The organism is Caulobacter sp. FWC2, from assembly GCF_002742625.1.
Classification (GTDB): Bacteria; Pseudomonadota; Alphaproteobacteria; order Caulobacterales; family Caulobacteraceae; genus Caulobacter.
In genome coordinates this window covers 1,615,110-1,639,512 of record NZ_PEBF01000001.1, presented here as the reverse complement: position 1 = coordinate 1,639,512, position 24,403 = coordinate 1,615,110, and the positions used below count along the sequence as shown (strand labels likewise).

Genomic DNA, 24,403 nt, shown 5'->3' with positions numbered 1-24,403 from the left:
GCCCGTCGGAGGCTTCAAGGGCGAACAGGCGCGAACAGCGTCGGGACGTCACGCTTTCGGATAACGACCGCGCGGAGCGTCTGACTTCGTCGAAACGGTATTCTTCTCCTCACACTCCGGACGCTGTCCGGCGCTCCGCGTCCCTTTCACCCACTCGCAGCCGCACGGCGCGAGGATGCTGAAACACGTTCCCTCCCCCTGGATGGGGGAGGGGCAGGGGTGGGGGTGAATACGACGGTCGATGCAGCGCGGGGCGGCCAGCGCAGCAGGTCACCCCCATCCCCGGCCCTTCCCCCATCCAGGGGGAAGGGAGACGATAGCGGCCTCAGCCGGCCGCAGCCTCCAGCTTCACCAGCACCACGCCCTCGCTGACCTGGCCACCGGCCGTGGCCGAGAGTTCGGCGACCACGCCGTCGAACGGCGCGGCCAGGGCGTGTTCCATCTTCATGGCTTCCAGGGTCAGCAGCGTCTGCCCCTTGGTCACCGTCTGGCCGGCCTCGACAGCGACGGAGACGATCTTGCCCGGCATCGGCGACAGGATAACGCCGTCCGAAGCCGCGCCCTCGCCCGCCCCGCCGACTTGGGCCTCGAAATCGAAGGTCTGGACGTCGCCGCCTTCGAACACCTGGATCGGACCCTTGCCATAGGTGGTCGGCAGGCGGGTGACCTCGTCGAAGGTCGCGCCGTCGGCGTGGCGGATGTCCCAGGACCAGTCCTCGGAGCCGCCGCCGATCAGGGCGACTTGCAGCGGCATGGCCTTGCCGTCGGCCGACATCGGCAGATGCATCGGGGCGCGCGGGGCGTTCATGCGGAAGCCCAGCAGCTTGGACGGCGCGCTTTCCCACGGGTCGCGGCGGGCCTCGGCCTCCAGGAAGCTGTCCAGCCGCCAGCCGATCGCGGCCATGGCCGGCTCGTCGCTGAAGCTGCGCTCGACCAGTTCGTCCAAACGGGCCTCGATGAAGCCGGTATCCACGGCGCCGTCGATGAAGTCCGGGTGGCTGGCGCACTTGGCCAGAAAGGCGGCGTTGGTCTTGACCGGCCAGACCTCGACCAGGGCGCAGGCCTCGGCCAGGCGCTGAGCGGCGTCCTCGCGGTCGACGCCGTGGGCGATCAGTTTGGCGATCATCGGGTCGTAGAAGGGCGTGACCTCGCCGCCCTCCTCCACCGCGCTGTCGACGCGGACATCGCCCTCCGGCAGGCGGAAGTGCTTCAGCTTGCCGGTCGAGGGCAGGAAGCCGGTGGCCGGGTTCTCGGCATAGAGGCGGGCCTCCATGGCCCAGCCATCCAGCGTGATCTCGTCCTGCTCCAGCGGCAGGGGCTCGCCCGAGGCGACCAGCAGTTGCCACTCGACCAGGTCCTGGCCGGTGACCATCTCGGTGACCGGGTGCTCGACCTGCAGGCGGGTGTTCATCTCCATGAACCAGATGCGGTCGGCGCGCAGCCCCTCGGAGGCGTCGGCGATGAACTCGACCGTGCCGGCCCCGACATAGCCCACGGCCTGGGCGGCCTTGACCGCGGCGGCGCAGACGGCCTCTCGCGTGGCCTCGTCCATGCCGGGGGCCGGAGCCTCCTCGATGACCTTCTGGTGGCGGCGCTGCAGCGAGCAGTCGCGCTCGAACAGGTGGACGACGTTGCCGAAGGTGTCGCCGAACACCTGCACCTCGATGTGGCGCGGCCGGGTGACGTACTTCTCCAGCAGCACCCGGTCGTCGCCGAAGCTGGCGGCGGCCTCGCGGCGGCACGAGCCGAGGGCGGCTTCGAAGTCCTCGGCCTTGTCGACCTTGCGCATGCCCTTGCCGCCGCCGCCGGCCACCGCCTTGATCAACACGGGGTAGCCGATCTTGGCCGCCTCGGCCGTCAGACGCTCGACCGATTGGTCCTCGCCCAGATAGCCGGGCGTGGTCGGCACGCCCGCCTCGATCATCACCTTCTTGGCGGCGTCCTTCAGGCCCATGGCCCGGATCGCCGAGGGCGGCGGACCGATCCAGACCAGGCCGGCGTCGATCACGCTCTGGGCGAAGTCGGCGTTCTCGGACAGGAAGCCGTAGCCGGGGTGGATGGCCTCGGCCCCCATCTGCTTGGCCGCCGCCAGGATCTTTTTCGGATCCAGATAGCTCTCCTTGGCCGGCGCCGGGCCGATCAGGATCGCGGCGTCGGCCTCCATGACGAAGGGCGCATGGGCGTCCGCTTCGGAATAGACCGCGATCGTCCGCACGCCCAGCTCACGGGCGGTGCGGATGATGCGACGGGCGATCTCGCCTCGGTTGGCGATCAGGACGGAGGAGATCAAGGTCAGGGCCTACATCTGGGAAAGGGTGAAGACCATCAGGCCGCCGACCAGGAGGCCGAAGGAGGTCATGCTGATCATCCAGACAATGAACGTCTTGAGCAGCGCGCCAATGATGCTGGAGCCGTAGCCGCCGCGCAGGGTCTGGAAGAGGTTGATCGGCGCCCACAGCTGCACGATCCCGAGGAACCACGGCATCATCGCCCCGGGCAGCACGAACAGGATCGCGTAGATCAGGAACGAGAACGACAGCAGGTTCGTGGCGACCAGCAGGTGATCGTAGATGAAGTACTGGCGCTTGTTGACGTAGACCAGCGCCAGGGAAAGGCCGGTGATCGGCAGCAGCAGCACCGCCAGGCGGTGCGCCCAGCCGAACATCACCAGCAGGAAATAGTCTGGATTGGCCACGGCCTTGGCCAGGTTTTTCTTCCAGCTGCCCAGCGTCTCGGCGCCGTAGTCGCGCTTCCCGCTCGCGCCATGGCCCTGTTCGGCGACGGCGGCCTTGATCTCCGCCCGCTTTGTCTCGTCGGGCGCGACGACGTTGAAGTGCTGGCCAGCGATCTGGGCGTCGGCGATCTTGTTGGCGCTGGCCTCCAGCTTGTCGGAGCTTTGGAAGTCCATGTCGCGGATCTGTTCGGCGACCTCCGAGCCACGGTTGTGCAGCTTGGCCAGGGCCTCGGCGGCCGCGTTGGGGTTCTTCTCCAGCGCGTCAGCCTCGGCGACGAGCTTGGCGTAACGATCCTGCGCCTCCTTGACGTCGTCGGCGTATTCTTGGGCGATCTTGGCCTTGTCGGCGCCCGCTTCCTTCAGGTCTTCGTCACGCTGCGCTGCGGCGCTCATGAGGCGTCCGTCGCGATCCTCGGTCGCCCCCTTGCGGATCAGGTCGGCCTTGACCTTGCGGCCCGCCGGCGTGGCCAGTTCGGCGGCTTCCTTCTCCTCCTTCAGCTCCTGCTGATGGCGGAAGCCATGGATGGCGTGCTCGGCTGAGAAGATGAACAGCAGCAGGGCCACCAGGAAGGTCCGGAACGGCGGCACGTGGCGCACGATCCGGCCTTCCATGTAGTCCTTGGCCAGCTTGCCCGGCTTGAAGAACAGCAGCGGCAGGGTGTTGGCCAGGCGACCGTCGAGGTGGAACATCCCCTCGATGGCCTCCCAGATCAGGTGCAGGATCGACCGGTGATGGGTGTCGGCGTTCTGGCCGCACGAATGGCAGTACCAGCCCTCCAGAGGCGTGCCGCAATTCTTGCAGGGTTCACCCTGATGAGTGAACGGCTTCTTCTTCGGACGAATAAAGCTCGCCGCCGAGTCCGCTACCCCTGCTTCCAGATCCGCCGCCGTCATCACGCCCCCTCAAGCCCCAGAAGTTGAGTCTTACTCAGCCCAGGAGGGTTTACGACGGGCGAGGAAGGCGCGCACCCCTTCTTGGCCCTCTTCCGACACACGGCGGCGAGCGATGCGCTTGGCGCTCTCTTCGATCAGGCCCTTGTCGATTTTCTGGCCAGCGAAGTCGTTGACCAGGGCCTTGGCGTCGCCGATCGCGCCCGGAGCGCAGGGTGCCATTTCCTCGATCAGGGCGTCGCGGGCGACTTCCAGGCTGGCGACGTCCTCGAACACTTCGTCGACCAGGCCAAAGCCCCAGGCCTCGTCGGCGTCGAACACCCGACCGGTCGCGAACAGCAGCTTGGTGATGCGCGGACCCAGGGCTTGGATGACGTACGGGCTGATGGTCGCCGGGGTCAGGCCCAGCTTGACCTCGGAGAACGAGAACTTGGCGTCCATCAGGGCGATGGCGTGGTCGCAGGCGGCCACCAGACCGGCGCCGCCGCCGAAGGCTGGGCCTTCGACCAGAGCCACGGTCAGGGCCGGGATGTCGTGCAGCGCCTTGAGCATGTGGGCCAGCTCAAGGGCGTCGGCGCGGTTGTCGTCCTCGTCCTGTTCGATGGACGCGGCCATCCAGTCCAGATCGGCGCCGGCGCTGAACATGCCGCTGACGCCGCGCAGGAACACGATCCGCACGCCCTCGGCCCCGTGCAGGGTCTCGAAGGCCTGGCGCAGGCCCGAGATGGTCTCGGCGTCGAAGGCGTTCTTCTTGTCGGGCCGGTTGATCCAGACCGTCACCGCGCCGTCGGGCGTGCTGTCGATGTGGACGAGCGGAGTCATGGTCTCGGTGTCGTTCACTTCAACGATGGGATCGGCGATCGGGTTGGTCATGGTGGTTCGTTCCTGTCTAAGCGCTACATCCGGAAAACGCCGAAGGTGGTTTCCGGGATCGGCGCATTCAGCGACGCCGAGATTGCGAGGCCCAGCACGTCACGGGTTTGCGCCGGATCAATGATGCCGTCGTCCCAGAGCCGCGCCGTGGCGTGATACGGATTGCCTTCATCCTCGTAGCGCTGGCGGATCGGCGTCTTGAAGGCTTCGGCTTCCTCCGGCGTCCACTTGGCGGCGTCGCGGTGGACCGTGGCCAGCACGCTGGCGGCCTGCTCGCCGCCCATCACCGAGATGCGGCTGTTGGGCCAAGTGAACAGGAAGCGGGGGCTATAGGCTCGGCCGCACATGCCGTAGTTGCCCGCGCCGAAGCTGCCGCCGATCAGGACGGTGAACTTGGGAACCTCGGCCGAGGCGACGGCCGTGACCAGCTTGGCGCCGTCCTTGGCGATGCCGCCGGCCTCGTACTTGCCGCCGACCATGAAGCCCGAGATGTTCTGCAGGAACACCAGCGGGATCTTGCGCTTGCAGGCCAGCTCGATGAAGTGCGCGCCCTTCACGGCGCTCTCGCTGAACAGCACGCCGTTGTTGGCCAGGATCGCCACCGGCTGGCCCCAGATGCGAGCGAAACCGCAGACCAGGGTCGTGCCGTAAAGCGCCTTGAACTCGTCGAACTGGCTGCCGTCAACGATGCGGGCGATGACCTCGCGGACGTCGTAGGGCGCCCGGACGTCGGTCGGGACGATGCCGTAGAGCTCTTCCGGATCGTACAGCGGCGGCTCGGACTCGGTGATGACCAGTTGTTCGGGCTTGGTCGTGTTGAGGTTGGCGACGATCGAGCGGACGATCTCCAGAGCGTGCTCGTCGTTCTCGGCCACGTGGTCGACGACGCCCGAGCGGCGGCCGTGGGTGTCGGCGCCCCCCAGTTCCTCGGCGCTGATCACCTCGCCCGTGGCGGCCTTCACCAACGGCGGACCGGCCAGGAAGATGGTGCCCTGGTTGCGGACGATGACGGTCTCGTCGCTCATCGCCGGGACATAGGCCCCGCCGGCGGTGCACGAGCCCATGACGCAGGCGATCTGCGGGATGCCCACGGCGCTCATCCGCGCCTGATTGAAGAAGATGCGGCCGAAGTGGTCGCGGTCCGGGAAGACCTCAGCCTGGTGCGGCAGGTTCGCGCCGCCGCTGTCGACCAGATAGACGCACGGCAGGCGGTTCTGGGCGGCGATCTCCTGGGCCCGCAGGTGCTTCTTCACCGTCATCGGGAAGTAGGCGCCGCCCTTCACCGTGGCGTCGTTGGCGACGATCATAACCTCGCGGCCCGACACGCGGCCGACGCCGCAGATGATCCCCGCGCCCGGCGCCTCGCCGCCATAGAGGTCGCAGGCCGCCAGTTGGCCGATCTCCAGGAAGGGCGAGCCGGGATCCAGCAGGCGCTCGACGCGCTGCCTCGGCAACAGCTTGCCGCGCGAGGCATGGCGCTCACGCGAACTCGCGGGACCGCCCAACGCCGCTTCGGCGACCTTGACCCGCAATTCCTCGGCCAAGGCGCGGTTGTGGGCCGCGTTGCGGGCGAAAGCGTCACCGGACGCGTCGATAGCGGAGTTCAACTTCGGCATGACCGACGATTAGCCTCTTCCACCCCATCCCGGAAGTCGTAGTTTTTTGGACCCTGAAGAGAAGATTCTGGGCCAAATCCGTTCTCGGACATTTCAGCTTCGGGATCAACAGTTGCGCCTGATCGCTCCCCCGTGGTCAAGCCTGCCTGAAACCGCTAGCGTCCGCGCCGTGGAAACGCCCCTACCCGACGACTCGGCTTTGGCTCGCCTGTTCGCCCGAGAACGGCGGAGCGGGACAGCCGCGTGGTTTTCGCTACCCGGCGGAGCGACCCTCTTCCGGCCCGGCGAGGACGCCGACCAGCTCTATTTCCTGAAGACCGGGCGTCTGGGCGCCTTCCGCCACGATGAGGGCCAGGAGCAGCAGTTCCTAGGCGTGATCCGCCCCGGTGAACCCGCCGGCGAGATGGCCCTGGTCGGCGGCAGCGCGCACTCGGCCTACATGGTCGCCTTGCGCGACAGCGAGGTCCTGTCCCTGCCCCGCGATGACTTCTTCGAGGCCGCCGAGGAAGACCCGCACGTGATGCTGGAGCTGTCGCGGCTGATGATCCGCCGCACCCGCCAGGCTCAGACCCACGCGGCGATCGGCGACCCCTCCGTGTTCGGCTTCATCGCGGTCGAGTCCGGCGCGGCGATCCGTCCGGTCGTCGAGCGCCTGGCCCGTTGCATTGAGGCCCTGAGCTATTCGGTCACCGTCGAGGGCTGCGAGTCGCTGCTGGCTCCGACCGAATGGTTCAGCAATGTCGAGCGCGAGCACGACTTCGTTCTCTATGTCGCCGAGGCCGACGAGACCGCCTGGAAGCACGTGGTCGGCCGCCAGGTGGACCGGCTGTTCCGGATCGGACGCGGCGACCGTACGCCGCCGGCCGAAATCCCCTCCTACGCCTCGGGTCCGCTGCAGGCCCAACGGCTGGTCGACTTGATCCTGCTGCAGTCGGCCAGCCTGGCGCGGCCCAGCGGCTCGGCGGCCTGGATGGCCGCGACTCAGGCCGCACGGCTGTTCCACCTGCGCGAGAACGGCGTGGCCGATATGGAGCGCCTGGCGCGGGTGCTGACCGGACAATCGGTAGGCCTAGTGCTTTCCGGCGGCGGCGCCCGGGCCTATGCCCATATTGGCGCGATCCAGGCCATGCGCGAGCGCGGCGTACCGATCGACTTCGTCGGCGGCGCCTCGATGGGCGCGATCGTGGCGGCCGGCATCGCCATGGGCTGGGACGACGGCGAACTGGAGCACCGCATCCGCAAGGCCTTCGTCGACACCAGCCCGCTGGACGACATCGCCTTCCCGCTGATCGCCATGACCCGCGGCGAGAAGGTCAGGGCGCGGCTGGACGAGCATTTCGGCACGGTCGACATCAGCGACCTCTGGCTGCCGTTCTTCTGCGTGTCGTCGAACCTGACCTCGGGCGCCTACCAGCTGCATCGCACCGACGACCTCCAGGCGGCGCTGCGAGCGTCGATCTCGCTGCCGGGCGTGATGCCGCCGGCCACCGAAAATGGCCAGGTGCTGGTCGACGGGGCGGTGATGAAGAACTTCCCGGCTGACGTGATGCGATCGTTCCAACTGGGACCGATCGTCGGAGTCGACGTCACGCGAGGCCGCAGCATCACCGCCGACGACATCGTCGTGCCCCCCTCGCTGTGGAGCTGGATCGTGTCGGGCGAGTGGCGCAAGGGTCCGCCGATCGTGGCCCTGCTGATGCGCGCCGCCACGGTCACCACCGGCCGCGACCTCGCCGCCGCTCGCGAAGCCACCGACGTGCTGATCACGCCCAAGCTGGAGGGCGTCGATATCCGCGACTGGCGCGCCTTTGAGCCCGCCGTAAAGGCCGGCTACATGGCCGCCAGCCAGGCGCTGGACGCCCTGCACAAGCCCGTCGATGAACTGCGCCGCAGGCCCAGCCTGGCCGAGAAACGCGCCGACGCCACACTGCACCCAGGACGCTAGGGCTCACGCCTTTCGGGCGACGATGAACAGACGCTTGAACGGAAACAGCGTCGCGCCGTCCTCGCGCCGCGGATAGTCCAGCGCCAGCCGGGCTCGCCAGGCGTCGAGGAAGGGCTTCTTCTCATCATCCGCCAGCGCGTCCAGATAGGGGCGCAAGGTCGTGCCCATCGTCCAGTCGACGATCGGGTCCTGGCCATGCAGGGCGTGCAGATAGGTCGTGGTCCAGATGTCGACCTCGGGACAGGTCGGCTCCAGCCAGGCGTAGTAGTCCTCGGGCGCATTGGCGGGACGCACGCCCTCGACGCCGGTCAGCCGCGCCGCCCACGGCCCGTCGGCGGCGATCTCGGTCAACGTACCGCGCCAGGCTAGCCCGTCGGCCACCGGCAGCTGCACGGCCAGCATGCCGCCGGTCGCCAGGGTCGCGGCCAAGCGAGGGATCAAGGTCGCGTGGTCATCCACCCACTGCAGGGCGGCGTTGCTGAAGATCAGGTCGGCCGGAACGTCCGGCGCGAAGCTGGCGATATCGCCCAGCACCCACTCGACCGGCGCCGGCAGAGCCTTGGCCCGCGCCAGCATCTCCGGGCTGGAGTCCATGCCCCGCACCCGCGCCGCCCGATGCCGCGCGGCCAACAGGGCAGCCTGCTCGCCAAGGCCGCAGCCCAGGTCCCATATCTCGCGCGGCTCCAGGTCGCGGGGAATAGCCGTCAGCAGATCCAGCGCCGCCCGCTCGCGATAGCGGCGATAGAGTGCGTAGACGTCCGGATCCCAGCTGGCCATCGGCGCTCCAATATGTCGCCCCTGCGACAATCTGCGGGCGTGCAATCAAGGCTTTTGTGAAGAATTCTTCTCAAAGGCGAGGATTTACCATACGGTCCGAGTCAGATCCCCGACAGAGGGATTAAAGGGAAGGATTCACACGGCATGCTTACGCCCATAAACCTCACCCCGAACGGCCATCCGGCCCGGGTGACTGGTGCTCGTCGTATCAACCTCAATCGCCCCCTGGCCATCGGCGCGGCCTTCGCGCTATGGGCGGCCATCCTGGTGGGCTTCAAGCTTCTGACGATCTGAGCACGCCCCTTAGGCACAAGCAGCGCGACGCCTCGTCGCGGTCGGTTACCCCTTTTCATCCGTGAAATCGGGTCCATATTCGAGTTGTGTTGTTCAACCAACTGAAAGGAGGTGACCAGTGTCTCATTGTCTCCAACCGCGGTCGCAAGTCGTGACCTGAAGCCTTACGAATGAGGTCTCCGCCTAGGCGTTGAGCGCCCAAGGTTTCCAAGTCACGCGCTGCGAAAGCGGCCACGACGATGGAGGGCCGTCCCGAGCAATCGGGGCGGCCCTTTTTTCATGCCTGAGGCCTGTAGGCGAGGATCAGGCCCCGATCAGCTCACGGCCGATGAGGAAGCGGCGGATCTCGTTAGTGCCCGCGCCGATGTCGTAGAGCTTGGCGTCGCGCAGGAGGCGCTCGACGGGCCACTCCTTAGTGTAGCCGGCGCCGCCCAGCGCCTGGATAGCCTCTAGCGACACCTTCACCGCGTTCTCGGACGCCATCAGGATCGCGCCGGCGGCGTCGAAGCGCGTGGTCTTGCCGGCGTCGCAGGCGCGAGCCACGGCGTAGACATAGGCCCGGGCCGAGTTGAGGGCCACATACATGTCGGCGATCTTGCCCTGCATCAGCTGGAACGAACCGATCGCCTGGCCGAACTGCTTGCGGTCGCGGACATAGGGCACGACGACGTCGAGGCAGGCCTGCATGATGCCCAGCGGGCCGGCGGAGAGCACGGCGCGTTCGTAGTCCAGGCCGCTCATCAGCACGCCGACCCCACCGCCGACCGGGCCCATGATGTTCTCTTCCGGGATCTCGCAATCCTCGAACACCAGCTCGGCGGTGTCGCTGCCGCGCATGCCCATCTTGTCCAGCTTCTTGGAGACGCTAAAGCCCTTCATGCCCTTTTCGACGATGAAGGCCGTGATGCCACGGCTGCCCTCCCCCGTCTTGGCGTAGACCACCAGGGTGTCAGCGTGCGGGGCGTTGGTGATCCAGAACTTCGTGCCGTTCAGGACGTAGCGGTCGCCGCGCTGTTCGGCGCGCAGCTTCATCGACACGACGTCAGAGCCCGAACCGGCCTCGCTCATGGCCAGCGAGCCGACATGCTCGCCGCTGATCAGCTTGGGCAGGTAGCGCTGCTTCTGGTCGGGCGTGGCCCAGCGGCGGATCTGGTTGACGCAGAGGTTGGAGTGGGCGCCATACGACAGGCCCACCGAGGCCGAGGCGCGAGAGATCTCCTCCATGGCGATCACGTGCTCGAGATAGCCGAGACCCAGGCCGCCGAACTCCTCCTCGACCGTGATGCCGTGCAAGCCCAGATCGCCCATCGGGACCCACAGGCCGCGCGGAAATTCGTTGGTCTCGTCGATGCTGGCCGCCAGCGGTGCGATCTTGTCAGCAGCGAAGCGGGCGGTGGTCTCACGGATCGCGTCGGCCGTCTCGCCCAGCGCGAAATCCATCGAGGGTGCGAAATTGGTCATGTTAGCTCCTCCCACAGCATAAACGCCCGCCGGTCTTTACGACCTGCGGGCGTTCTTGCTCAGTTTCCCCGAGGGAAGCAAAGAAAACTATTCTTCGTCGCTCGCATCGGGACCGGCAAGGCGGCGGAGCAGAAGATAGGCCGAAACCACGAAACAGATCGCGCCGATCATGCTGGCGCCGTAGCCGAACATCTTGACGCCGGTGTCCGAGCCGGCGGCCACGGTCAGGATCCACAGGACGCCGCCGCCGAACAGGGCCAGGCCCAGGATGCCCAGGCTGACCAGAAGGCTGGTGTTGCCGAAGCGCGGAGCCTCGGCCGGAACCATCGAGACGTCCATCGGGCGCAGGTCGACCTCTTCGCTGGTCGAGAAGCCGCCGAGGTTGAACACCGACGAATTGGCGGCCGGACCGCCAAACAGGGTCGGCTCGCTCTGCACCGGCTGCGAGGCCGGCGCGAAGCTTTCGACCGGCGTCGGCCTTTCGACCTCCTCGACCGGCTGCGGCGTCAGGCGGAACGGCGTGAACTCGACGGGCGCCGTCGCCGGCTCGACCGACGTCGTGGTCGTTTCGTCCTGGAACAGGACCGGGGCGGGCTCGGTGACCGCTGGCTGGGCCGGCGCCGGGGGTTCCGGCAGGCCCAGATCGTCCTGGCGCACCGGCTGGGGCGCGGTCGTGGTCGTCGTCATGGCGGCCCGCGGCGCATCCGGGAGAATGGCCTCCAGGCGCGCGGCGACCGCGGCGGCCGACTGTTCGGTGGCCGTCGGACCGTCCTCTTCCGGGACGACCACGGTCAGCGGCAGGCCTTCCTCGCGCTGAGCGACGACGCGGTCACCCTCGGTACGGGCATTGACGGCGACGGGAGTCTGTTTCGGCACGGCGCAGCTGGCGTCGTAGTCGACCTTCGGGCGCAGCACGGGGCTGGGCGCGGGCACCCATTCGCCGTTGGCGGGCGTCAGGAACAGGGTCTTTTCGGCCGAACGGCGGCGGACCAGGGCGTCGATGACGATCCGCTCGCCCTCGAAATCGGCCTTGCGCCACATCTCCATGGCGCACGCGGCTTGCAACAACGAGCCCTCGTTGATCCGGCGTAGCACGCCCGAGCGGAGGAAGTTGTCGAGACCGATATTGAAGGCGAAGCAGGCCAGCGCATCGAACTGGTTCTGGTTCAGCGGCGCGTAGGTGTGTTCGTTGACCGAATGGGCGACCGAGATCAGGTCGTACATGAGCAGGGCCTCGGCGTCCTTTTCGGAGACGGAGGCGCCCTCGCGAGCGGTCAGGGTGTGGCCATAGCCGACCGTCCAGCGCCCATCGGGGAGCTGTGCGGCCTTCTGACGATAGCCTTCGAATCTCTTGATGAGATCGACGGCCGTCCGGGTGACCTGATGGCGCGGTTTCATCGCGGAGTTTGACCCAGTTTGAGACAGACGCGGATGCGTTCGCCTGTCTCGGCGCAAGGTCGGCGCCAGTTTCCCGGCTTAAGCGAACATTACCTCAGGGCAGCAACAGGGCCGCGATCAGCAGCACGGCGAAGAAACCCATGAAGTCGGTCAGGAAGGTCACGAAGACCGACGACGAGACCGCCGGATCCCGGCCCATCTTCTCCAGCGCCAACGGCGCCAGGATGCCGCCCAACGCGGCGGTGAAGATGTTGATGATCAGGGCCGCACCGACCGTGAAGGCCAGGCGGGCGTTGTGGTAGAACAGGAACGTCGCCAGCCCCATGACCAGGGCCAGGCTCAGCCCGTTCATCAGGCCGACCAGGACCTCCCGCGTGATGATGCGGCGGGCGTTGGCGGCGGTCAGTTCCTTGCTGGCCAGGGCGCGCACGGCCACGGCCAGGGTCTGGGTGCCGGCGTTGCCGCCCAGCGACGAAACGATCGGCATCAGCACCGCCAGGGCCACCAGCTTGGCGATCTGGTCCTGGAAGATCGCGATCGCCGAGACGGCGATGGTCTCGGTGACCAAGTTCAGCAGCAGCCAGGGCAGGCGCGACCTGACGATGTCGACCACGGTCGCGTCACGGCCGGCGTCGGACACGCCGGCCAGGGCCAGGATGTCCTCCTGGGCCTCGTCGCGGATGACCTCGACGATGTCGTCGACGGTGATCTGGCCCACCAGGCGCCCGCCCTGATCAATGACCGGGGCGCTGATCAGGTGGTACTTGTCGAAGATGTAGGCGACCTCTTCCTGGTCCATGCCGACATCGATTTCGGTCGCCGCCTCCATCAGCTCGGCCAGCGGCGTCTCGCGGCGGCTGCGCAGCAGGATGCTGATCGGGATGGCGCCGACGGGCTTGTAGGTCGGGTCGACCACATAGACGTCGAAGAACAGCTCAGGCAGCTGATCGCCCGAGTCGCGGACGTGGTCGATGGTCTGGCCGACGGTCCAGAACTCCGGCGCGGCCAGGAACTCCCGCTGCATCAGGCGGCCAGCGGTCTCGTCCTCGTAGGACAGGGTCGTCTCGATGGCGGCGCGATCGGTCTCGCCCATGGCGGCCAGCACCTGGAAGCGTTTGGTGTCGTCCAGGTCGTCGATGACGTCGGCGGCGTCGTCGGTGTCCAGCTCCTCCAGCGCCCGGGCCAGGGTCACCGACGGGGTGGCCTCCAGGACCTCCTCGCGGATATTGTCTTCCAGCTCCGAGATGATCTCGCCCAGCGCTTCGGGATCGAGCAGCGGAATCACCTGCTCGCGATAGTCGGCCGTCAGGAAGCCCATCAGGTCGGCGACGTCGGCCGGGTCCAGGGCGCCCACCAGCTCCCGCAGGCGCTTGGTGTCGCCGCTGTCGGCGGCGTCGATCACCATCTCGACATAGTCGGGATTGAGGGCGTAGTCGTCGCCTAGGGCGAGATCTTCCAGCTCCTCGGGGGTCTCGGACTTGGCCAGCGGGATGTCGCCCAGCATTTCGTCAGTCAGTTCGGCGGTTTCCCGGGTCATGGGGGCCTCCTGAGCTCAAGAGCTGCTGGTTTCGTCGCGGTTGGGTCCGATGAAGCGCGCTTGGGGCGAAACCAAGGCCAGAAACGATTAGAGCGCCCCTAGCGAGTCGGAAACCGATTTCGCCGGGAGCGCTCTAGTCTGTGTTCAACACTGGTGCGGTCGAGAAGACTCGAACTTCCACATCTTGCGATACAGCGACCTCAACGCTGCGCGTCTACCAATTCCGCCACGACCGCATCGTGGTGAGGGGCGGCAGGTAGCAAACTGAATCGGGTTTGGGAAGTCGGAAGTTCGCGTCTGGCGAACTTACCCCCTGTGACGCGTTAAGCGCCGCCGGCCATGTAGTCGTAGACGTCGGCCGCGCGGGTCACCTGGATGGCGATGCGGTCGTCGCTGATCTGGATTTCGCCCCGGGCGATCGGGTGATTGTTGGCCAGGATCCAGACCTCGTCATTGGTCTTGGCGTCCAGCGGGATAACCGCGCCGCGACCCATGCGCAGCAATTGCTGCATAGGCAGGATCGAGCGCCCCAGCAGAACGGAGATCTCGACATTGACGGCGTTGACCTGGCTCACGAAGTAAGACCCTTGAACTGACACACGCGACCGACCGGGTCGCAACCGTCTCGATTGCAAGATTAGGGCCGTATGCTTGCTCTCCCGTTAAGCGCTGAAAATACTGGGCTTCCGACCATGGGACGCGATGACGCGGCAAGCGTTGGGTGGGCGGTTTCGACCGACTACGTGCCCTACCCGGCAGCCGTTGCCGCCATGGAGGCCCGCGCCGCCGCGATCGCCGACGGCACGGCGGGCGAACTGATCTGGCTGCTGGAGCATCCGCCGCTCTATACGGCCGGAATTTCGGCCAAGCCGGGCGACCTGATCCAGCCCGATCGCTTCCCGGTGTTCGAGAGCGGCCGCGGCGGCCAGTTCACCTATCATGGGCCCGGCCAGCGGGTGGCCTATGTCATGCTGGACCTGACCAGGCGCGGCCGCGACGTGCGCGCCTTCGTCGCGGCGCTGGAGGCGTGGATCATCGACGCCCTGGCCGCCTTCAACGTCACCGGCGAGCTGCGCGACGGCCGCGTCGGCGTCTGGGTCGAGCGCAAGGGCGTGGGCTGGAGCCGCGAGGACAAGATCGCCGCCATCGGCGTCAAGCTGCGCAAGTGGGTCAGCTTCCACGGCATCAGCCTGAACGTGGAGCCGGACCTTGGCCATTTCTCCGGCATCATCCCCTGCGGCCAGACCGAGCACGGGGTGACCAGCCTGGTGGACCTGGGCCTGCCGGTAACCCTGGACGAGGCCGACGCGGCCCTGAAGGCCAGCTTCGAGACGGTGTTCGGCCCGGTCGAGGCGGCGAACGCGCCGGTCTAGAGTCATATGTTCTCAGCCTCACGCGGCGAAGCCGCTGAAGGTGTTGGGGAGGCGACGGAGCGGCCGGGCGAACCCGGGGACCGTAGGGTTTGTTTGTGTTTCGGCTCGCAGACCGCTCCGCCAGGCTGTTCTTGCCCGTGAGGATGGGGGGCGTGAGCGTATTTCAGCTCGGGACCCCATTTGCCCCCGGACGGGCGCGGACCAAGTCGATCGGCTACATCCGTCTCGACCCCGACGATCCACGATAGGCGGCTTGTACGATCACCGCCCTGTCGCTCCGCTGATGGCTTGAACCCCGAAGACTGCCCGTTCGCCAACCGATCTGCCTAAAGAGTACAGACGGGGCGACTTTCGAACCTCCGGGAACCGCCAGCGGCCCCGCTCAACCTACCCCCGCCGCCGTCTTGGGCCGGATCCAAACGCCCTCCCCCGCGACGGGGACAGCTCTGAGTATGCGGCGGTGTTGAACGCCGATGATCCAGGGGCGCGAAAAAGTGAGAAGCGGTTGATTTCGCTGGATTCGATGTCGCCAATTCCGAGGATAGAGGCCGCCCAATCCCCGCGAGGGCGCATTTTGAAACCCTCTCTCTTTGAGAGAGAGTTTCCGGTGCGCGATCCCGGGCGAGAGGACCCTAGATCGAAATCGTCCTCAGCGGGTTCGCCCCATAGCGGTTGGAGCCCTGCTCGCCGCCCATGACGCCCAGCTCGACGATCGCCCAGACGATCACCAGGCAGAACATGAAGTCCAGGAAGTGCTCGGGCTGCGGCCAGACGGCGATCACCGCCACCAGCACCAGCAGCGACCACCAGCCCGAACGGCCGCGGTCGTGCAGGCGCTTGGACAGCACGCAGGCGCCCGAGAACAGCAGGGCCGGATAGACCAGCCAGCCAGTCAGCCAGTGCAGGGTGTAGCCGGCGATGGCCTCATACAGCACCGCCACGCCGATCAGCACGCCGGCCGCGATCAGGAACGGCGTCCGCGACAGCCTGCCGTTCGACGACAGGAACAGCTCCGCCCATTCGCTACGATCGCTCATGCCCACTCTCTTCGAGTCGGCCGCTCGCCGACGAGGGCAATCTAGAGCCTAGGTCGCGAGGGAGAAAGAGCCCCTAGTCGAGGGTCAGGGTCGTATTCGTGCTGGTCGCCTTGGGCGAGCGGCCATAGCGGTTGTCGCCGTTGGTCCCGTCGATCAGCCCGTAGTCGATGAACATGTAGAGCATGAACGGGAGCATAAGGAGGCTGAACGCGCCAACCGCCAGCTGATTTCCGCTCAGGCCCAGGAACGTGATCACCCCACCAGCACCGTACAGTACGGCGAGCATGACGCTGGTGAAGAGGGTCGACCGGTTGCGGTCGTGCCCGCGCTTGATCGTGATCGCCGCGGCGGGCCAAAGGAAAAGCAGGTCCAGGCCATGCCGCACCAACGGCATCCGCGACGCCTCGACCAGCCCCTTGCCCAGCACGCCGCAGATCACGAGCAGGACCACCATTCGTACGATCGTCAGGCCAATGCTGGCGATCCAGTACTCCGAGCGCCGAAAGCGCCCGTCGAACCCGAACAAGCCGTCAATGAGGAACTGATTCTTCTTCGCCATAAGACGAAGCTATCAACTCCACCTGAGGTCGCAAGTCGCCTTAAGCGAACTCCACCAGCACCTCGTCCGCCGCGACCGGATCGCCGCCCTTGGCGTTGACGGCCTTGACCACCCCATCCCGCTCGGCGCGGATGATGTTCTGCATCTTCATCGCCTCGAGCACGCAGACCACCTCGCCCTCGCGGACCTGCTGGCCGGTGATGACGTCCATCGAGACCACGAGGCCCGGCATCGGCGAGAGCACCAGCTTGGAGGTGTCGGCGGCCTGCTTCTCGGGCAGCTTGTCGTGCAGTTCGGCGTTGCGCGGGGTCAGCACCAGCACCCGGGCCTTGGCGGCGCGGTGGCGGATGTTGAAACCCTCGGCGGCGGCCGCGACCTGCACCGTGAAGACCTTGCCGTCCAGGGCGGCCTTGAATACCGGCTTGCCGGGACGCCAATCGATGTCGGTCAGGGTCAGGGTGCGGCCCTCGTCGAGCAGTTCGACGCAGACGTCGCCATCCCCGCTGACCTTCACGCGGCGCTTGGCGTGGCCGACGGCCACGATCCAGTCGGCGCGCGGCGGACCGGCCAGGCCCGAGGCGTAGGAGCGGGCGCGGGCGGCGTAGACCCGCTGCATGGCCGCGCCGACGGCGGTCAGGATGTCGATCTGCTCGGGGTTCGGTTCGGTCCCGTGGAAGCCGTCGGCGAACTCGTCCTTGATGTAGTTGGTCGAGATCTTGCCGGACCGGAAGCGCTCCTGGTCCATCACCGCAGCCAGGAACGGGATGTTCTGGCCCAGGCCCTCGATGTGGAAGTCCTCCAGCGCCCGGCCCATGCCGTCGATCGCCGCAAGGCGGGTCGGGGCCCAGGTGCACAGCTTGGAGATCATCGGGTCATAGTACATCGAGATCTCGTCGCCCTCGCGGACGCCGGCGTCGTTACGGACCTTGTACGCGCCCTTCTCGCCCTCGGCCGGAGGATCGTAGCGGACCAGGCGGCCGATCGACGGCAGGAACTTGCGGTAGGGATCCTCGGCGTAGATGCGGCTCTCGATGGCCCAGCCGTTGATCGAGAGATCCTTCTGCTCGAAGGCCATCTTCTCGCCGGCCGCGCTGAGGATCATCTGCTCGACCAGATCGAGGCCCGTGATCAGTTCGGTGACCGGGTGCTCGACCTGCAGACGGGTGTTCATCTCCAGGAAGAAGAAGCTCTTGTCCTGGCCGGCGACGAACTCGACCGTGCCGGCGCTGTCGTAGTTCACCGCCTTGGCCAGGGCAACGGCCTGGGCGCCCATGGCGGCGCGGGTGGCCTCGTCCAGCAGCGGCGACGGGGCTTCCTCAATGACCTTCTGGTTCCGACGCTGGATCGAGCACTCGCGCTCGAACAGGTGGACGACGTTGCCGTGCTTGTCGCCCAGCACCTGGATCTCGATGTGGCGCGGGCTCTCGATGAACTTCTCGATGAAGATCCGGTCGTCGCCGAAGCTGGCCTTGGCCTCGGCGCGGACGGCTGGGAAGCCCTCCTCGACGTCCTTGCGGTTCCAGGCCACGCGGATGCCCTTGCCGCCGCCGCCGGCGCTGGCCTTGATCATCACGGGGTAGCCGATCTGCTCGGCGATGGTCATCGCATGGGCGGTGTCGTCGATCTCGCCGATATGGCCGGGCACGCAGGAGACGCCGGCGGCCTGGGCGAACTTCTTGCTCTCGATCTTGTCGCCCATGGCGCTGATGGCGCCGGGGTTGGGACCGATGAAGACGACGCCCTCGTCGGCGCAGCGCTGGGCGAAGCCGGCGTTCTCGGACAGGAAGCCAAAGCCGGGGTGCACGGCCTGCGCGCCCGTCTGCTTGCAGGCGGCGATGATCTTGTCGGCGACGAGGTAGCTCTGATTGGCCGGCGAGGCGCCGATGTGCACCGTCTCGTCGGCCATCTCGACGGCCAGCGAACCGGCGTCGGCGTCCGAATAGACGACCACGGTCTTGATGCCGAGGCGGCGGCACGTCTTGATGACGCGGACGGCGATCTCACCCCGGTTGGCGATCAGGATCTTGGAAAACATCGCAACTTCCGCCCAAAGATTTTGTGCTTTGCAGCACGGCCTATCAGGCCCGCTCGGGTTTGCAAGCTTGCCCTTAGGGCGCTAAACCGGAGCTCAGGCATGACACCGGTTTCCATTAGTGCGGAAGCTGAGATGGAACGCCACCGGGAGGAGACATGATGAAGGCGATTTTCCTGGGCTCGGCCTGCGCGCTGATCCTCGCCAACGCGGCCGTCGCGGCGCAAACCAATGAGCCCGCGTTGCTGTTCAAGGTCTCCGGCGACAAGGGCCTGGTCGCCGATGTCGCCGCCGGCGACCCGATCCCCAACTTCGCCGACAAGGTCACGCCCATCGCCGACGGCAGGGCGGGCAAGGGCTTCCATGCCGAGGACGACGGCGTCGTCTCGTGGAACGCGCCCGGCAACATCCAGGCCCAGCGCGGTACGCTCTCCTTCTTCTGGCGCTCGGGCTATCCGGTCGGGGTCGCGCCGTTCGTGATCTTCCGCGTCGGCTATGCCGACCACTCCAGCTGGGACATGGCGTTCCTGCGCATCGACTGGAACGGCCACGGCTTCGACGCCTTCGTCACCGACAACGGCCTCTCGCGCACCCGCGTCTCGTTCAAGGTCGACAAGAGGCCGGCCGCCGACGCCTGGACGCACCTGGCCTTCACCTGGGACGAGACGACCGGCGTGCAGCTGTTCGTCGACGGCAAGCTGGCGGCGAAGAAGGAGACCAAGGCGGTCTATGACGCCGGTCTCGACCAGTTCGGCGTCGCCGGCCGCGTGATCGCGCCGCACCAGGTGCAGAGCCGCTACAACTTCACGCGCGGCGGCGACCTGGACGAACTGCGCGTCTACGATCGCCCGCTGGCCGCCGACGCCATCGCGGCCTTGTCGCGCAACGAAGCGCCGACCACCGCCGCTCCGGTGGCCACGCTGGACGATCCCGCCATCCACGCCGCCTGGAAGCAGCGCTATGGCTGGAACGCGGACCTGCCGCCGCTCCTGACCGACGAGAAGACCACGATCCGCAAGGTCGAGTTCAAGGACACCAAGGACATCAAGGAGTGGATGTGGAAGGGCGTGGACGGCATCGCCGAGACCACCTGGCCCGGCGTCTATAACCGCTCGCGCCTGCCCGGCCGTGACGACTATTTCCAGCTCCCGGACTGGAACGTCTATGTCGACGGCGGCAAGGCCCTGACCCTGACCTTGCCCGACGAGCCGGTGAACCGGATCGAGATCCAAGGGCCCGCCTATGGCGACTTGTCGTGGGCGGCCAAGGCCGGGGAAAAGGGCGCGGTCATCGGCACGCGTCTCAAGGATCAGGAGCGCACGGTCGGCGCCTGGGCGAAACCGATCACCGGCGGCATCCTGACCTTCACCAACGTCGCCCAGGAGACCCCGATCCAGGAGATCTGGGCCTATAACGTCACCGCCGGCGCGGAGCCGAAGGACGCGTTCAAGATGAGCTACACGGTCCGCGCCGACGTGGCGCCGGACTACCTGAACCTGGCCAGCCTCAACGCCTACATCACCGGCCGCCACCCGACCGGCGAGCGCGCCACGGTCGTGGCCCTGCCCGAGGGCGCGCCCAGCCGCAAGCGTCCCGCTGGCGACCTCTCGGGCTCGCCGGCCATTGGGGGCCTGCCGATCGTCCACGTGCTGATCCCGTCGGGCTTCGGCGACGCGCCGGCCGCCCAGGCCCTGGCCCGCAACTGGGCCTATGGCTGGGAGAACGCCCGCGACGGCCTGGACGGCATCGCCATCGACATCCCCGCCCTGCCCGGTGCGGCCGGGACCACGATCCCGCTGAACATCCAGGTCAAGGACCCGATTTGGCGGGGCCGCAACATGATCGACGTCAGCGTCTCGGTGAAGTCCGGCGAGGCCCGCACCGTCTGGCTGGACATGCGCGACCGCATCCTGACACAAGACAGCCTGTACCTGACCATCGCCGCCGACAGCACCGACTTTGGCCCCAAGGCGCTTGACGGCGCCAAGATCCGCCTCGTGCTGAAGGACCGCGACAAGGCCAAGGTCGAGCACATCCAGGACCGTCTGAACCAGGTGAAGGACAACTGGGCGTTCCTGGTCGAGGAGCACACCACCTCCAAGCGCCAGGGCCTGTATCGCCGCCTCTATGCCGACATCTCGGACCTGCTGAAGGTCGATCCCGACAACCAGATCGGCCGCGAGTACTGGGGCGACATCACCTATGGCAGCCAGGGCTGGCCGGCCTTCGAGCAGCCCAAGCCCACCGACGCGACGCCGCTGTGGGCCTTCCGCCAGCTGGAAGACCTCAAGCTGGTCTCCAAGTTCGTCAACTGGTGGATCGACGAGCGCCAGGCCGACTTCGGCGACTTCGGCGGCGGCCTGTCGGACGACACCGACCTCCTGCAGCAGTGGCCGGGCCTGGCCCTGATGGGCGTGCAGCCGGACAAGATCACCCACTCGCTGAATCGCCTGACCGACGCGGTCTACAAGAACGGCATGTTCACCGATGGCCTCTCGACCATCGTCACCGACGAGCTGCACGCCTACGAGGAAGGCATCAACTCCAACTCGGAGGCGATGTACGTCAATTACGGCGACCCGCTGGCGGTCGAGCGGCTGTTCACCACGGTGAAGGCCCTGCCCCGCGTCGTGGACAAGAACCCGGCCGGCCACGTCCACTTCAACACCAACTGGTACAGCGGCAAGATCGCGTACCGCGAAGGCCCGTGGGAGTGGCAGAAGCCCTATTCGTTCGGCGTCACCCATCCCTCGATCCTGATCAGCGACTTCAACGGCGATCCGACCGCGAAGGCCACGATCATCGGCCTGGCCGACGGCTACCTGGCCCACGTCGGCAAGGACGGCTCGTATCCGAACGAGATCAACTGGCGCAGCGACGCCGAGCGCGGCGGCACGGTGCTGCAAGGCTCGGGCGCCGACGGTCCGTTCCAGGTGTTCTGGCAGGCTTATCGCCTGACCGGCGACAGGAAGTACCTGGCCCCGATCACCTGGCGGATCAGCAAGAACGGCCTCAAGTCGCTCTCCAGCATCAACGAGAACGCCGTGACCGAGATGGGTCTGGCCGACGCCAACAAGGACCAGATCATCGCCGCCACGAAGAAGGGCGGCGCGCTGGAGCGCTACAACGCCTGGAACCTGACCGGCGACAAGACCTACCTCGAAGGCCTCTATGCCGACGAGATCCAGTGGAACGCCCAGCACATGTACATGCACACGGAAGGCCACTGGTGGTCGGACCGTGTGGAGCTGCCGTCCGACATCCTGCAGCGCTCGCGCCTGGGCGGCATCGCCAACAAGCGCACCCAGATGACCCCAGGCCACACCGTCTCGTGGCGCTTCGACGGCGTCGACGGCACGGACGTGGCGGTGCTGGTCAAGGACGCGACCAAGACCGGCTTCAAGGTCATCGCCTACAACACCACCGACAAGCCGGTGACGGCGACCATGACCGGCTGGAACGTCGCGCCGGGCCTCTGGCGCGTGAGCCAGGGCTTCGACGCCAACGGCGACGACCAGATCGACGGCACGCCCGAAACGGCCTCGATCGAATTCGAACGCAGCCTGGGGACCAAGATCGCCCTATCGCCGCGCCAGACCACTGTCATCGACATGAAGCTGATCAAGGCCGGCGACGATCCGGCCAAGCGCGCCGACCTTGGCGTCGGTCGCGGCGACGTGACCGTGAAGGGCGCGTCCATCACCGCCAAGGTCCACAGCCTGGGCGCCCAGGACGCCGCGCCGGCCAGGCTGGAGCTGGTCGATGCGGCCGGCAAGGTGCTGGCCAGCGCCGCGACGCCGGCCCTGAAGGCGCCGCTGGACCTGCTGCCCAAGACCGCTTCGGTGAAGCTGAAGATCCCGGCCGGGGTGAAGGTCCAGGGCCTGCGGGTCCGCATCGTCACCGCTCAACCCCAGAACACCGCTCTGAACGACGAGGTCGTGCTGCCATGAAGACCATCGCCCTGATCGCCGCCAGCCTTACCTTACAAGGGGGCCTGCTGCTGGCCGGCGCGCCCGCCTTGGCCCAGACGGCGTCGGCCGCTCCGGCCCCCGCGCCGACCCCGGCCTATTCCAGCCGCGTGATCACCCTGGCCGAGGCCAAGACCGTGGTCGCCGCCGCCGAGGCCGAGGCCCGCAAGAACGGCTGGACGATGGTCTTCACCGTGCTGGAGTCGAACGGCCAGCCGGTTCTGACCGAGAAGATGGACGGCGCCCAATACGGCTCGGGCGAAGTCGCCCACAAGAAGGCCGCCACCGCCGCCAACTTCCGCCGCCCCTCGTCCTATTTCCAGGACGCGGTGAAGGCCGGCACGCTGAACGCGATCTTCACCGGCGCCATGGCGCTGGAGGGCGGCGAGCTCTTGCTGGTCGACGGCAAGATCGTCGGCGCCATCGGCGTCTCGGGCGGCACGGCCGTCCAGGACGGTCAGGTGGCGCGCGTGGGGGTGGCGGCGATCAAGTAGCGGCGAACGCCCGCGCACCTGTCCTCGCCCTTCGACAAGCTCAGGGTGAGGACAACGGTCGCTCAGTAGAAAACCTCACCCTGAGCTTGTCGAAGGGCGAGGTTTTCGGCTCCGCGGCCTATTCCGCCGAAAACTCCCGCCCGAACATCGCCTCGTAGCCCGCGATCGCCTCCTCGGCTTCCGGGGCGATCAGGCGTGCGACGGCGGCGGCGAAGGTCACCGGGGCCAGGCCCGAGGCGCTGACCACCTTGCCGTCGCTGACCGCCCTGGGCGTGTCGACATAGTGCTCGGCGCCCGGATAGTCGGTGACGGTCTTGGCCAGCCAGTCCTGTCCGTTCGAGGTGTGCTTGCGCCCCTCGAACAGGCCGGCATGGGCCAGGGCCGTGGTTCCGGCACAGATGCCGGCCACCACCTTGCCGTCGGCGAAGGCCTGGCGCAGCAGGCCGCTGACCGCCTTGTTCTCGCCCTCGGCCCACGCGTCGCTGCCGATCAGGATGAAGACGTCGGCGTCGTTCAGCACCGGATCGTCGAAGCGGTAGTCGGACGCGGCCAGCACGCCGCCGATCGAGGTCTCGGGCGCGCCGTCCGGCGTGGCGATCTCGATCTGGACCTTCAGCTCGCGGCGCAGCAGGGCCAGCACGCTCCCGGCTTCCCAATCGGCCCAGCCCGGCTGCAAAAAGGCGACGGCTACGGTCATAGAGAGCTCCTCGGGGTCCTACCGCTTCAACGCGTAAGCCCTTACATTGGCTGTCATGACAGACACAGCCACCCTTTCAACCGCCGGCTTCGACCTCACCGCGCCGACGGAAGCCGAACGCGAACGTCTGGAAGCCGACCTGACGGCCGAAGAGGCGCGCGTGCTTCTGCATCACGGCACCGAGGCCCCGTTCTGCGGCGGCCTGCTGGGCGAGAAGAGCCCCGGCGTCTACGCCTGCCGCCTGTGCGGCCTGCCGCTGTTCAAGCACGAGACCAAGTTCGAGAGCGGCACGGGCTGGCCCAGCTTCTACGCCCCGTTCGCCGAGGACCACGTGCTGGGCATCCGCGACGACTCGTACGGCATGGTCCGCATCGAGACCCGCTGCGCCCGCTGCGACAGCCACCAGGGCCACGTCTTCCCGGACGGCCCGGCCCCGACGCGCCTGCGCTACTGCATCAACTCGGTGTCGCTGCAATTCGTGAAGTCGGGCGCCCCCCTCCCCGATCCGCTGCATCGCGGCGACAAGATCGCGGCGTAGAGGTCGCCCCCTTCCCTTGTCATCCCGGAAGCCTCGCAGAGGCTGTCCGGGACCCAGGGGTCGGCGCAACGCGGTCGCCCCTGGGTCCCGGCTCTCCGCTTCGCTGCGGCCGGGATGACAAGCTTTGGGATCGCTTACGAATAGGTGCATCCCCAATGCGCACGGGCGAAACCATCGTC

General features: G+C 67.2%; 18 protein-coding genes, 1 tRNA gene and 3 pseudogenes. 7 read left to right on the top strand and 15 right to left on the bottom strand.

All coding sequences use genetic code 11. The annotated features are described in order from the left end of the window. Positions 1 to 325: 325 nt before the first annotated feature. From CSW62_RS08035 to CSW62_RS08020, 4 genes are read right to left on the bottom strand one after another with little or no spacing between them, the layout of a single operon-like run. Positions 326 to 2,290 carry an acetyl/propionyl/methylcrotonyl-CoA carboxylase subunit alpha gene (locus CSW62_RS08035; protein ID WP_099576656.1) on the bottom strand — a complete coding sequence of 655 codons (1,965 nt, stop codon included), beginning with the start codon at positions 2,288 to 2,290 and terminating at the stop codon, positions 326 to 328. A 9-nt stretch (positions 2,291 to 2,299) separates the two neighbouring features. After that, the gene (locus CSW62_RS08030; RefSeq protein WP_099576653.1) at positions 2,300 to 3,628 is read right to left on the bottom strand and encodes a DUF3667 domain-containing protein; all 1,329 of its coding nucleotides are present in this window, start codon (positions 3,626 to 3,628) and stop codon (positions 2,300 to 2,302) included. A gap of 30 nt (positions 3,629 to 3,658) precedes the next feature. Then, entirely contained in the window at positions 3,659 to 4,498 is an 840-nt protein-coding gene (locus tag CSW62_RS08025) for an enoyl-CoA hydratase-related protein (RefSeq protein WP_099576652.1), read from the bottom strand. Between the two features lie 23 nt (positions 4,499 to 4,521). Further along, positions 4,522 to 6,114, bottom strand: a complete 1,593-nt coding sequence (locus CSW62_RS08020; RefSeq protein WP_099576650.1) for a carboxyl transferase domain-containing protein — start codon at positions 6,112 to 6,114, stop codon at positions 4,522 to 4,524. Positions 6,115 to 6,283: 169 nt separating this feature from the next. On the opposite strand from CSW62_RS08020, the gene CSW62_RS08015 reads away from it, so the two are divergent. Continuing rightward, the gene (locus tag CSW62_RS08015) at positions 6,284 to 8,059 is read left to right on the top strand and encodes a patatin-like phospholipase family protein (protein WP_199170543.1); all 1,776 of its coding nucleotides are present in this window, start codon (positions 6,284 to 6,286) and stop codon (positions 8,057 to 8,059) included. Positions 8,060 to 8,062: 3 nt separating this feature from the next. Here CSW62_RS08015 and CSW62_RS08010 read toward each other — a convergent pair whose 3' ends face one another. Next, positions 8,063 to 8,836: a methyltransferase domain-containing protein gene (locus CSW62_RS08010; protein WP_099576647.1), complete on the bottom strand. Its 774-nt coding sequence runs from the start codon at positions 8,834 to 8,836 to the stop codon at positions 8,063 to 8,065. Positions 8,837 to 8,980: 144 nt separating this feature from the next. On the opposite strand from CSW62_RS08010, the gene CSW62_RS26365 reads away from it, so the two are divergent. After that, positions 8,981 to 9,130 carry a hypothetical protein gene (locus CSW62_RS26365; protein ID WP_158235402.1) on the top strand — a complete coding sequence of 50 codons (150 nt, stop codon included), beginning with the start codon at positions 8,981 to 8,983 and terminating at the stop codon, positions 9,128 to 9,130. A 118-nt stretch (positions 9,131 to 9,248) separates the two neighbouring features. Further along, positions 9,249 to 9,290, top strand: a pseudogene (locus tag CSW62_RS26840) (hypothetical protein). A gap of 143 nt (positions 9,291 to 9,433) precedes the next feature. On the opposite strand, the gene CSW62_RS08005 reads toward CSW62_RS26840, so the two are convergent. The 5 genes from CSW62_RS08005 to CSW62_RS07985 form a co-directional block, all read right to left on the bottom strand. After that, positions 9,434 to 10,591 carry an isovaleryl-CoA dehydrogenase gene (locus tag CSW62_RS08005; RefSeq protein ID WP_199170542.1) on the bottom strand — a complete coding sequence of 386 codons (1,158 nt, stop codon included), beginning with the start codon at positions 10,589 to 10,591 and terminating at the stop codon, positions 9,434 to 9,436. Between the two features lie 87 nt (positions 10,592 to 10,678). Further along, entirely contained in the window at positions 10,679 to 11,989 is a 1,311-nt protein-coding gene (spmX, locus tag CSW62_RS08000; RefSeq protein WP_099576645.1) for a lysozyme-family localization factor SpmX, read from the bottom strand. Between the two features lie 94 nt (positions 11,990 to 12,083). Continuing rightward, positions 12,084 to 13,526 (bottom strand): magnesium transporter, encoded by a 1,443-nt coding sequence (gene mgtE / locus CSW62_RS07995; protein WP_099576644.1) that lies wholly within the window; start codon positions 13,524 to 13,526, stop codon positions 12,084 to 12,086. A gap of 151 nt (positions 13,527 to 13,677) precedes the next feature. Beyond that, positions 13,678 to 13,762: transfer RNA gene (locus tag CSW62_RS07990), tRNA-Leu, on the bottom strand. Between the two features lie 87 nt (positions 13,763 to 13,849). Beyond that, a complete protein-coding gene (locus tag CSW62_RS07985; RefSeq protein WP_099576642.1) occupies positions 13,850 to 14,161 on the bottom strand; it encodes a FliM/FliN family flagellar motor switch protein in 312 nt (103 codons plus the stop codon). A 12-nt stretch (positions 14,162 to 14,173) separates the two neighbouring features. On the opposite strand from CSW62_RS07985, the gene lipB reads away from it, so the two are divergent. After that, the gene (gene lipB / locus CSW62_RS07980; protein WP_099576640.1) at positions 14,174 to 14,899 is read left to right on the top strand and encodes a lipoyl(octanoyl) transferase LipB; all 726 of its coding nucleotides are present in this window, start codon (positions 14,174 to 14,176) and stop codon (positions 14,897 to 14,899) included. Between the two features lie 632 nt (positions 14,900 to 15,531). On the opposite strand, the gene CSW62_RS07965 is transcribed toward lipB, so the two are convergent. The 3 genes from CSW62_RS07965 to CSW62_RS07955 form a co-directional block, all read right to left on the bottom strand. Beyond that, positions 15,532 to 15,936: a DUF805 domain-containing protein gene (locus tag CSW62_RS07965; RefSeq protein WP_099576639.1), complete on the bottom strand. Its 405-nt coding sequence runs from the start codon at positions 15,934 to 15,936 to the stop codon at positions 15,532 to 15,534. Between the two features lie 73 nt (positions 15,937 to 16,009). Next, on the bottom strand, positions 16,010 to 16,495 hold the full coding sequence (locus CSW62_RS07960) for a DUF805 domain-containing protein (protein WP_099576637.1): 486 nt from the start codon (positions 16,493 to 16,495) through the stop codon (positions 16,010 to 16,012). A 40-nt stretch (positions 16,496 to 16,535) separates the two neighbouring features. Further along, a complete protein-coding gene (locus tag CSW62_RS07955) occupies positions 16,536 to 18,530 on the bottom strand; it encodes an acetyl/propionyl/methylcrotonyl-CoA carboxylase subunit alpha (protein ID WP_099576635.1) in 1,995 nt (664 codons plus the stop codon). Positions 18,531 to 18,551: 21 nt separating this feature from the next. Here CSW62_RS07955 and CSW62_RS07950 point away from each other — a divergent pair. After that, a pseudogene (locus CSW62_RS07950) lies at positions 18,552 to 22,477 on the top strand (LamG-like jellyroll fold domain-containing protein). Next, complete coding sequence (locus CSW62_RS07945) at positions 22,474 to 22,989, top strand: heme-binding protein (RefSeq protein WP_099576632.1); 516 nt, start codon at positions 22,474 to 22,476, stop codon at positions 22,987 to 22,989. The pseudogene CSW62_RS07950 and the gene CSW62_RS07945 overlap by 4 nt, the downstream one beginning before the upstream one ends. A gap of 118 nt (positions 22,990 to 23,107) precedes the next feature. Here CSW62_RS07945 and CSW62_RS07940 read toward each other — a convergent pair whose 3' ends face one another. Further along, complete coding sequence (locus CSW62_RS07940; RefSeq protein ID WP_099576630.1) at positions 23,108 to 23,686, bottom strand: type 1 glutamine amidotransferase family protein; 579 nt, start codon at positions 23,684 to 23,686, stop codon at positions 23,108 to 23,110. A 55-nt stretch (positions 23,687 to 23,741) separates the two neighbouring features. On the opposite strand from CSW62_RS07940, the gene msrB reads away from it, so the two are divergent. Beyond that, positions 23,742 to 24,224: a peptide-methionine (R)-S-oxide reductase MsrB gene (msrB, locus tag CSW62_RS07935; RefSeq protein ID WP_099576628.1), complete on the top strand. Its 483-nt coding sequence runs from the start codon at positions 23,742 to 23,744 to the stop codon at positions 24,222 to 24,224. A gap of 18 nt (positions 24,225 to 24,242) precedes the next feature. Here msrB and CSW62_RS26835 read toward each other — a convergent pair. After that, positions 24,243 to 24,374, bottom strand: a pseudogene (locus tag CSW62_RS26835) (hypothetical protein); the annotation flags it as partial. Positions 24,375 to 24,403: the final 29 nt, after the last annotated feature.

Bases quoted from the DNA above. Each gene is read 5' to 3' on its own strand.
- mgtE (WP_099576644.1), bottom strand. From the start codon at position 13,526: ATGACCCGGGAAACCGCCGAACTGACTGACGAAATGCTGGGCGACATC.
- lipB (WP_099576640.1), top strand. From the start codon at position 14,174: ATGCTTGCTCTCCCGTTAAGCGCTGAAAATACTGGGCTTCCGACCATG.
- CSW62_RS08010 (WP_099576647.1), bottom strand. From the start codon at position 8,836: ATGGCCAGCTGGGATCCGGACGTCTACGCACTCTATCGCCGCTATCGC.
- CSW62_RS08025 (WP_099576652.1), bottom strand. From the start codon at position 4,498: ATGACCAACCCGATCGCCGATCCCATCGTTGAAGTGAACGACACCGAG.
- CSW62_RS07965 (WP_099576639.1), bottom strand. From the start codon at position 15,936: ATGAGCGATCGTAGCGAATGGGCGGAGCTGTTCCTGTCGTCGAACGGC.
- CSW62_RS08020 (WP_099576650.1), bottom strand. From the start codon at position 6,114: ATGCCGAAGTTGAACTCCGCTATCGACGCGTCCGGTGACGCTTTCGCC.
- CSW62_RS07940 (WP_099576630.1), bottom strand. From the start codon at position 23,686: ATGACCGTAGCCGTCGCCTTTTTGCAGCCGGGCTGGGCCGATTGGGAA.
- CSW62_RS08030 (WP_099576653.1), bottom strand. From the start codon at position 3,628: ATGACGGCGGCGGATCTGGAAGCAGGGGTAGCGGACTCGGCGGCGAGC.
- spmX (WP_099576645.1), bottom strand. From the start codon at position 11,989: ATGAAACCGCGCCATCAGGTCACCCGGACGGCCGTCGATCTCATCAAG.
- CSW62_RS07955 (WP_099576635.1), bottom strand. From the start codon at position 18,530: ATGTTTTCCAAGATCCTGATCGCCAACCGGGGTGAGATCGCCGTCCGC.
- CSW62_RS08005 (WP_199170542.1), bottom strand. From the start codon at position 10,591: ATGACCAATTTCGCACCCTCGATGGATTTCGCGCTGGGCGAGACGGCC.
- CSW62_RS26365 (WP_158235402.1), top strand. From the start codon at position 8,981: ATGCTTACGCCCATAAACCTCACCCCGAACGGCCATCCGGCCCGGGTG.
- msrB (WP_099576628.1), top strand. From the start codon at position 23,742: ATGACAGACACAGCCACCCTTTCAACCGCCGGCTTCGACCTCACCGCG.
- CSW62_RS07960 (WP_099576637.1), bottom strand. From the start codon at position 16,495: ATGGCGAAGAAGAATCAGTTCCTCATTGACGGCTTGTTCGGGTTCGAC.
- CSW62_RS07945 (WP_099576632.1), top strand. From the start codon at position 22,474: ATGAAGACCATCGCCCTGATCGCCGCCAGCCTTACCTTACAAGGGGGC.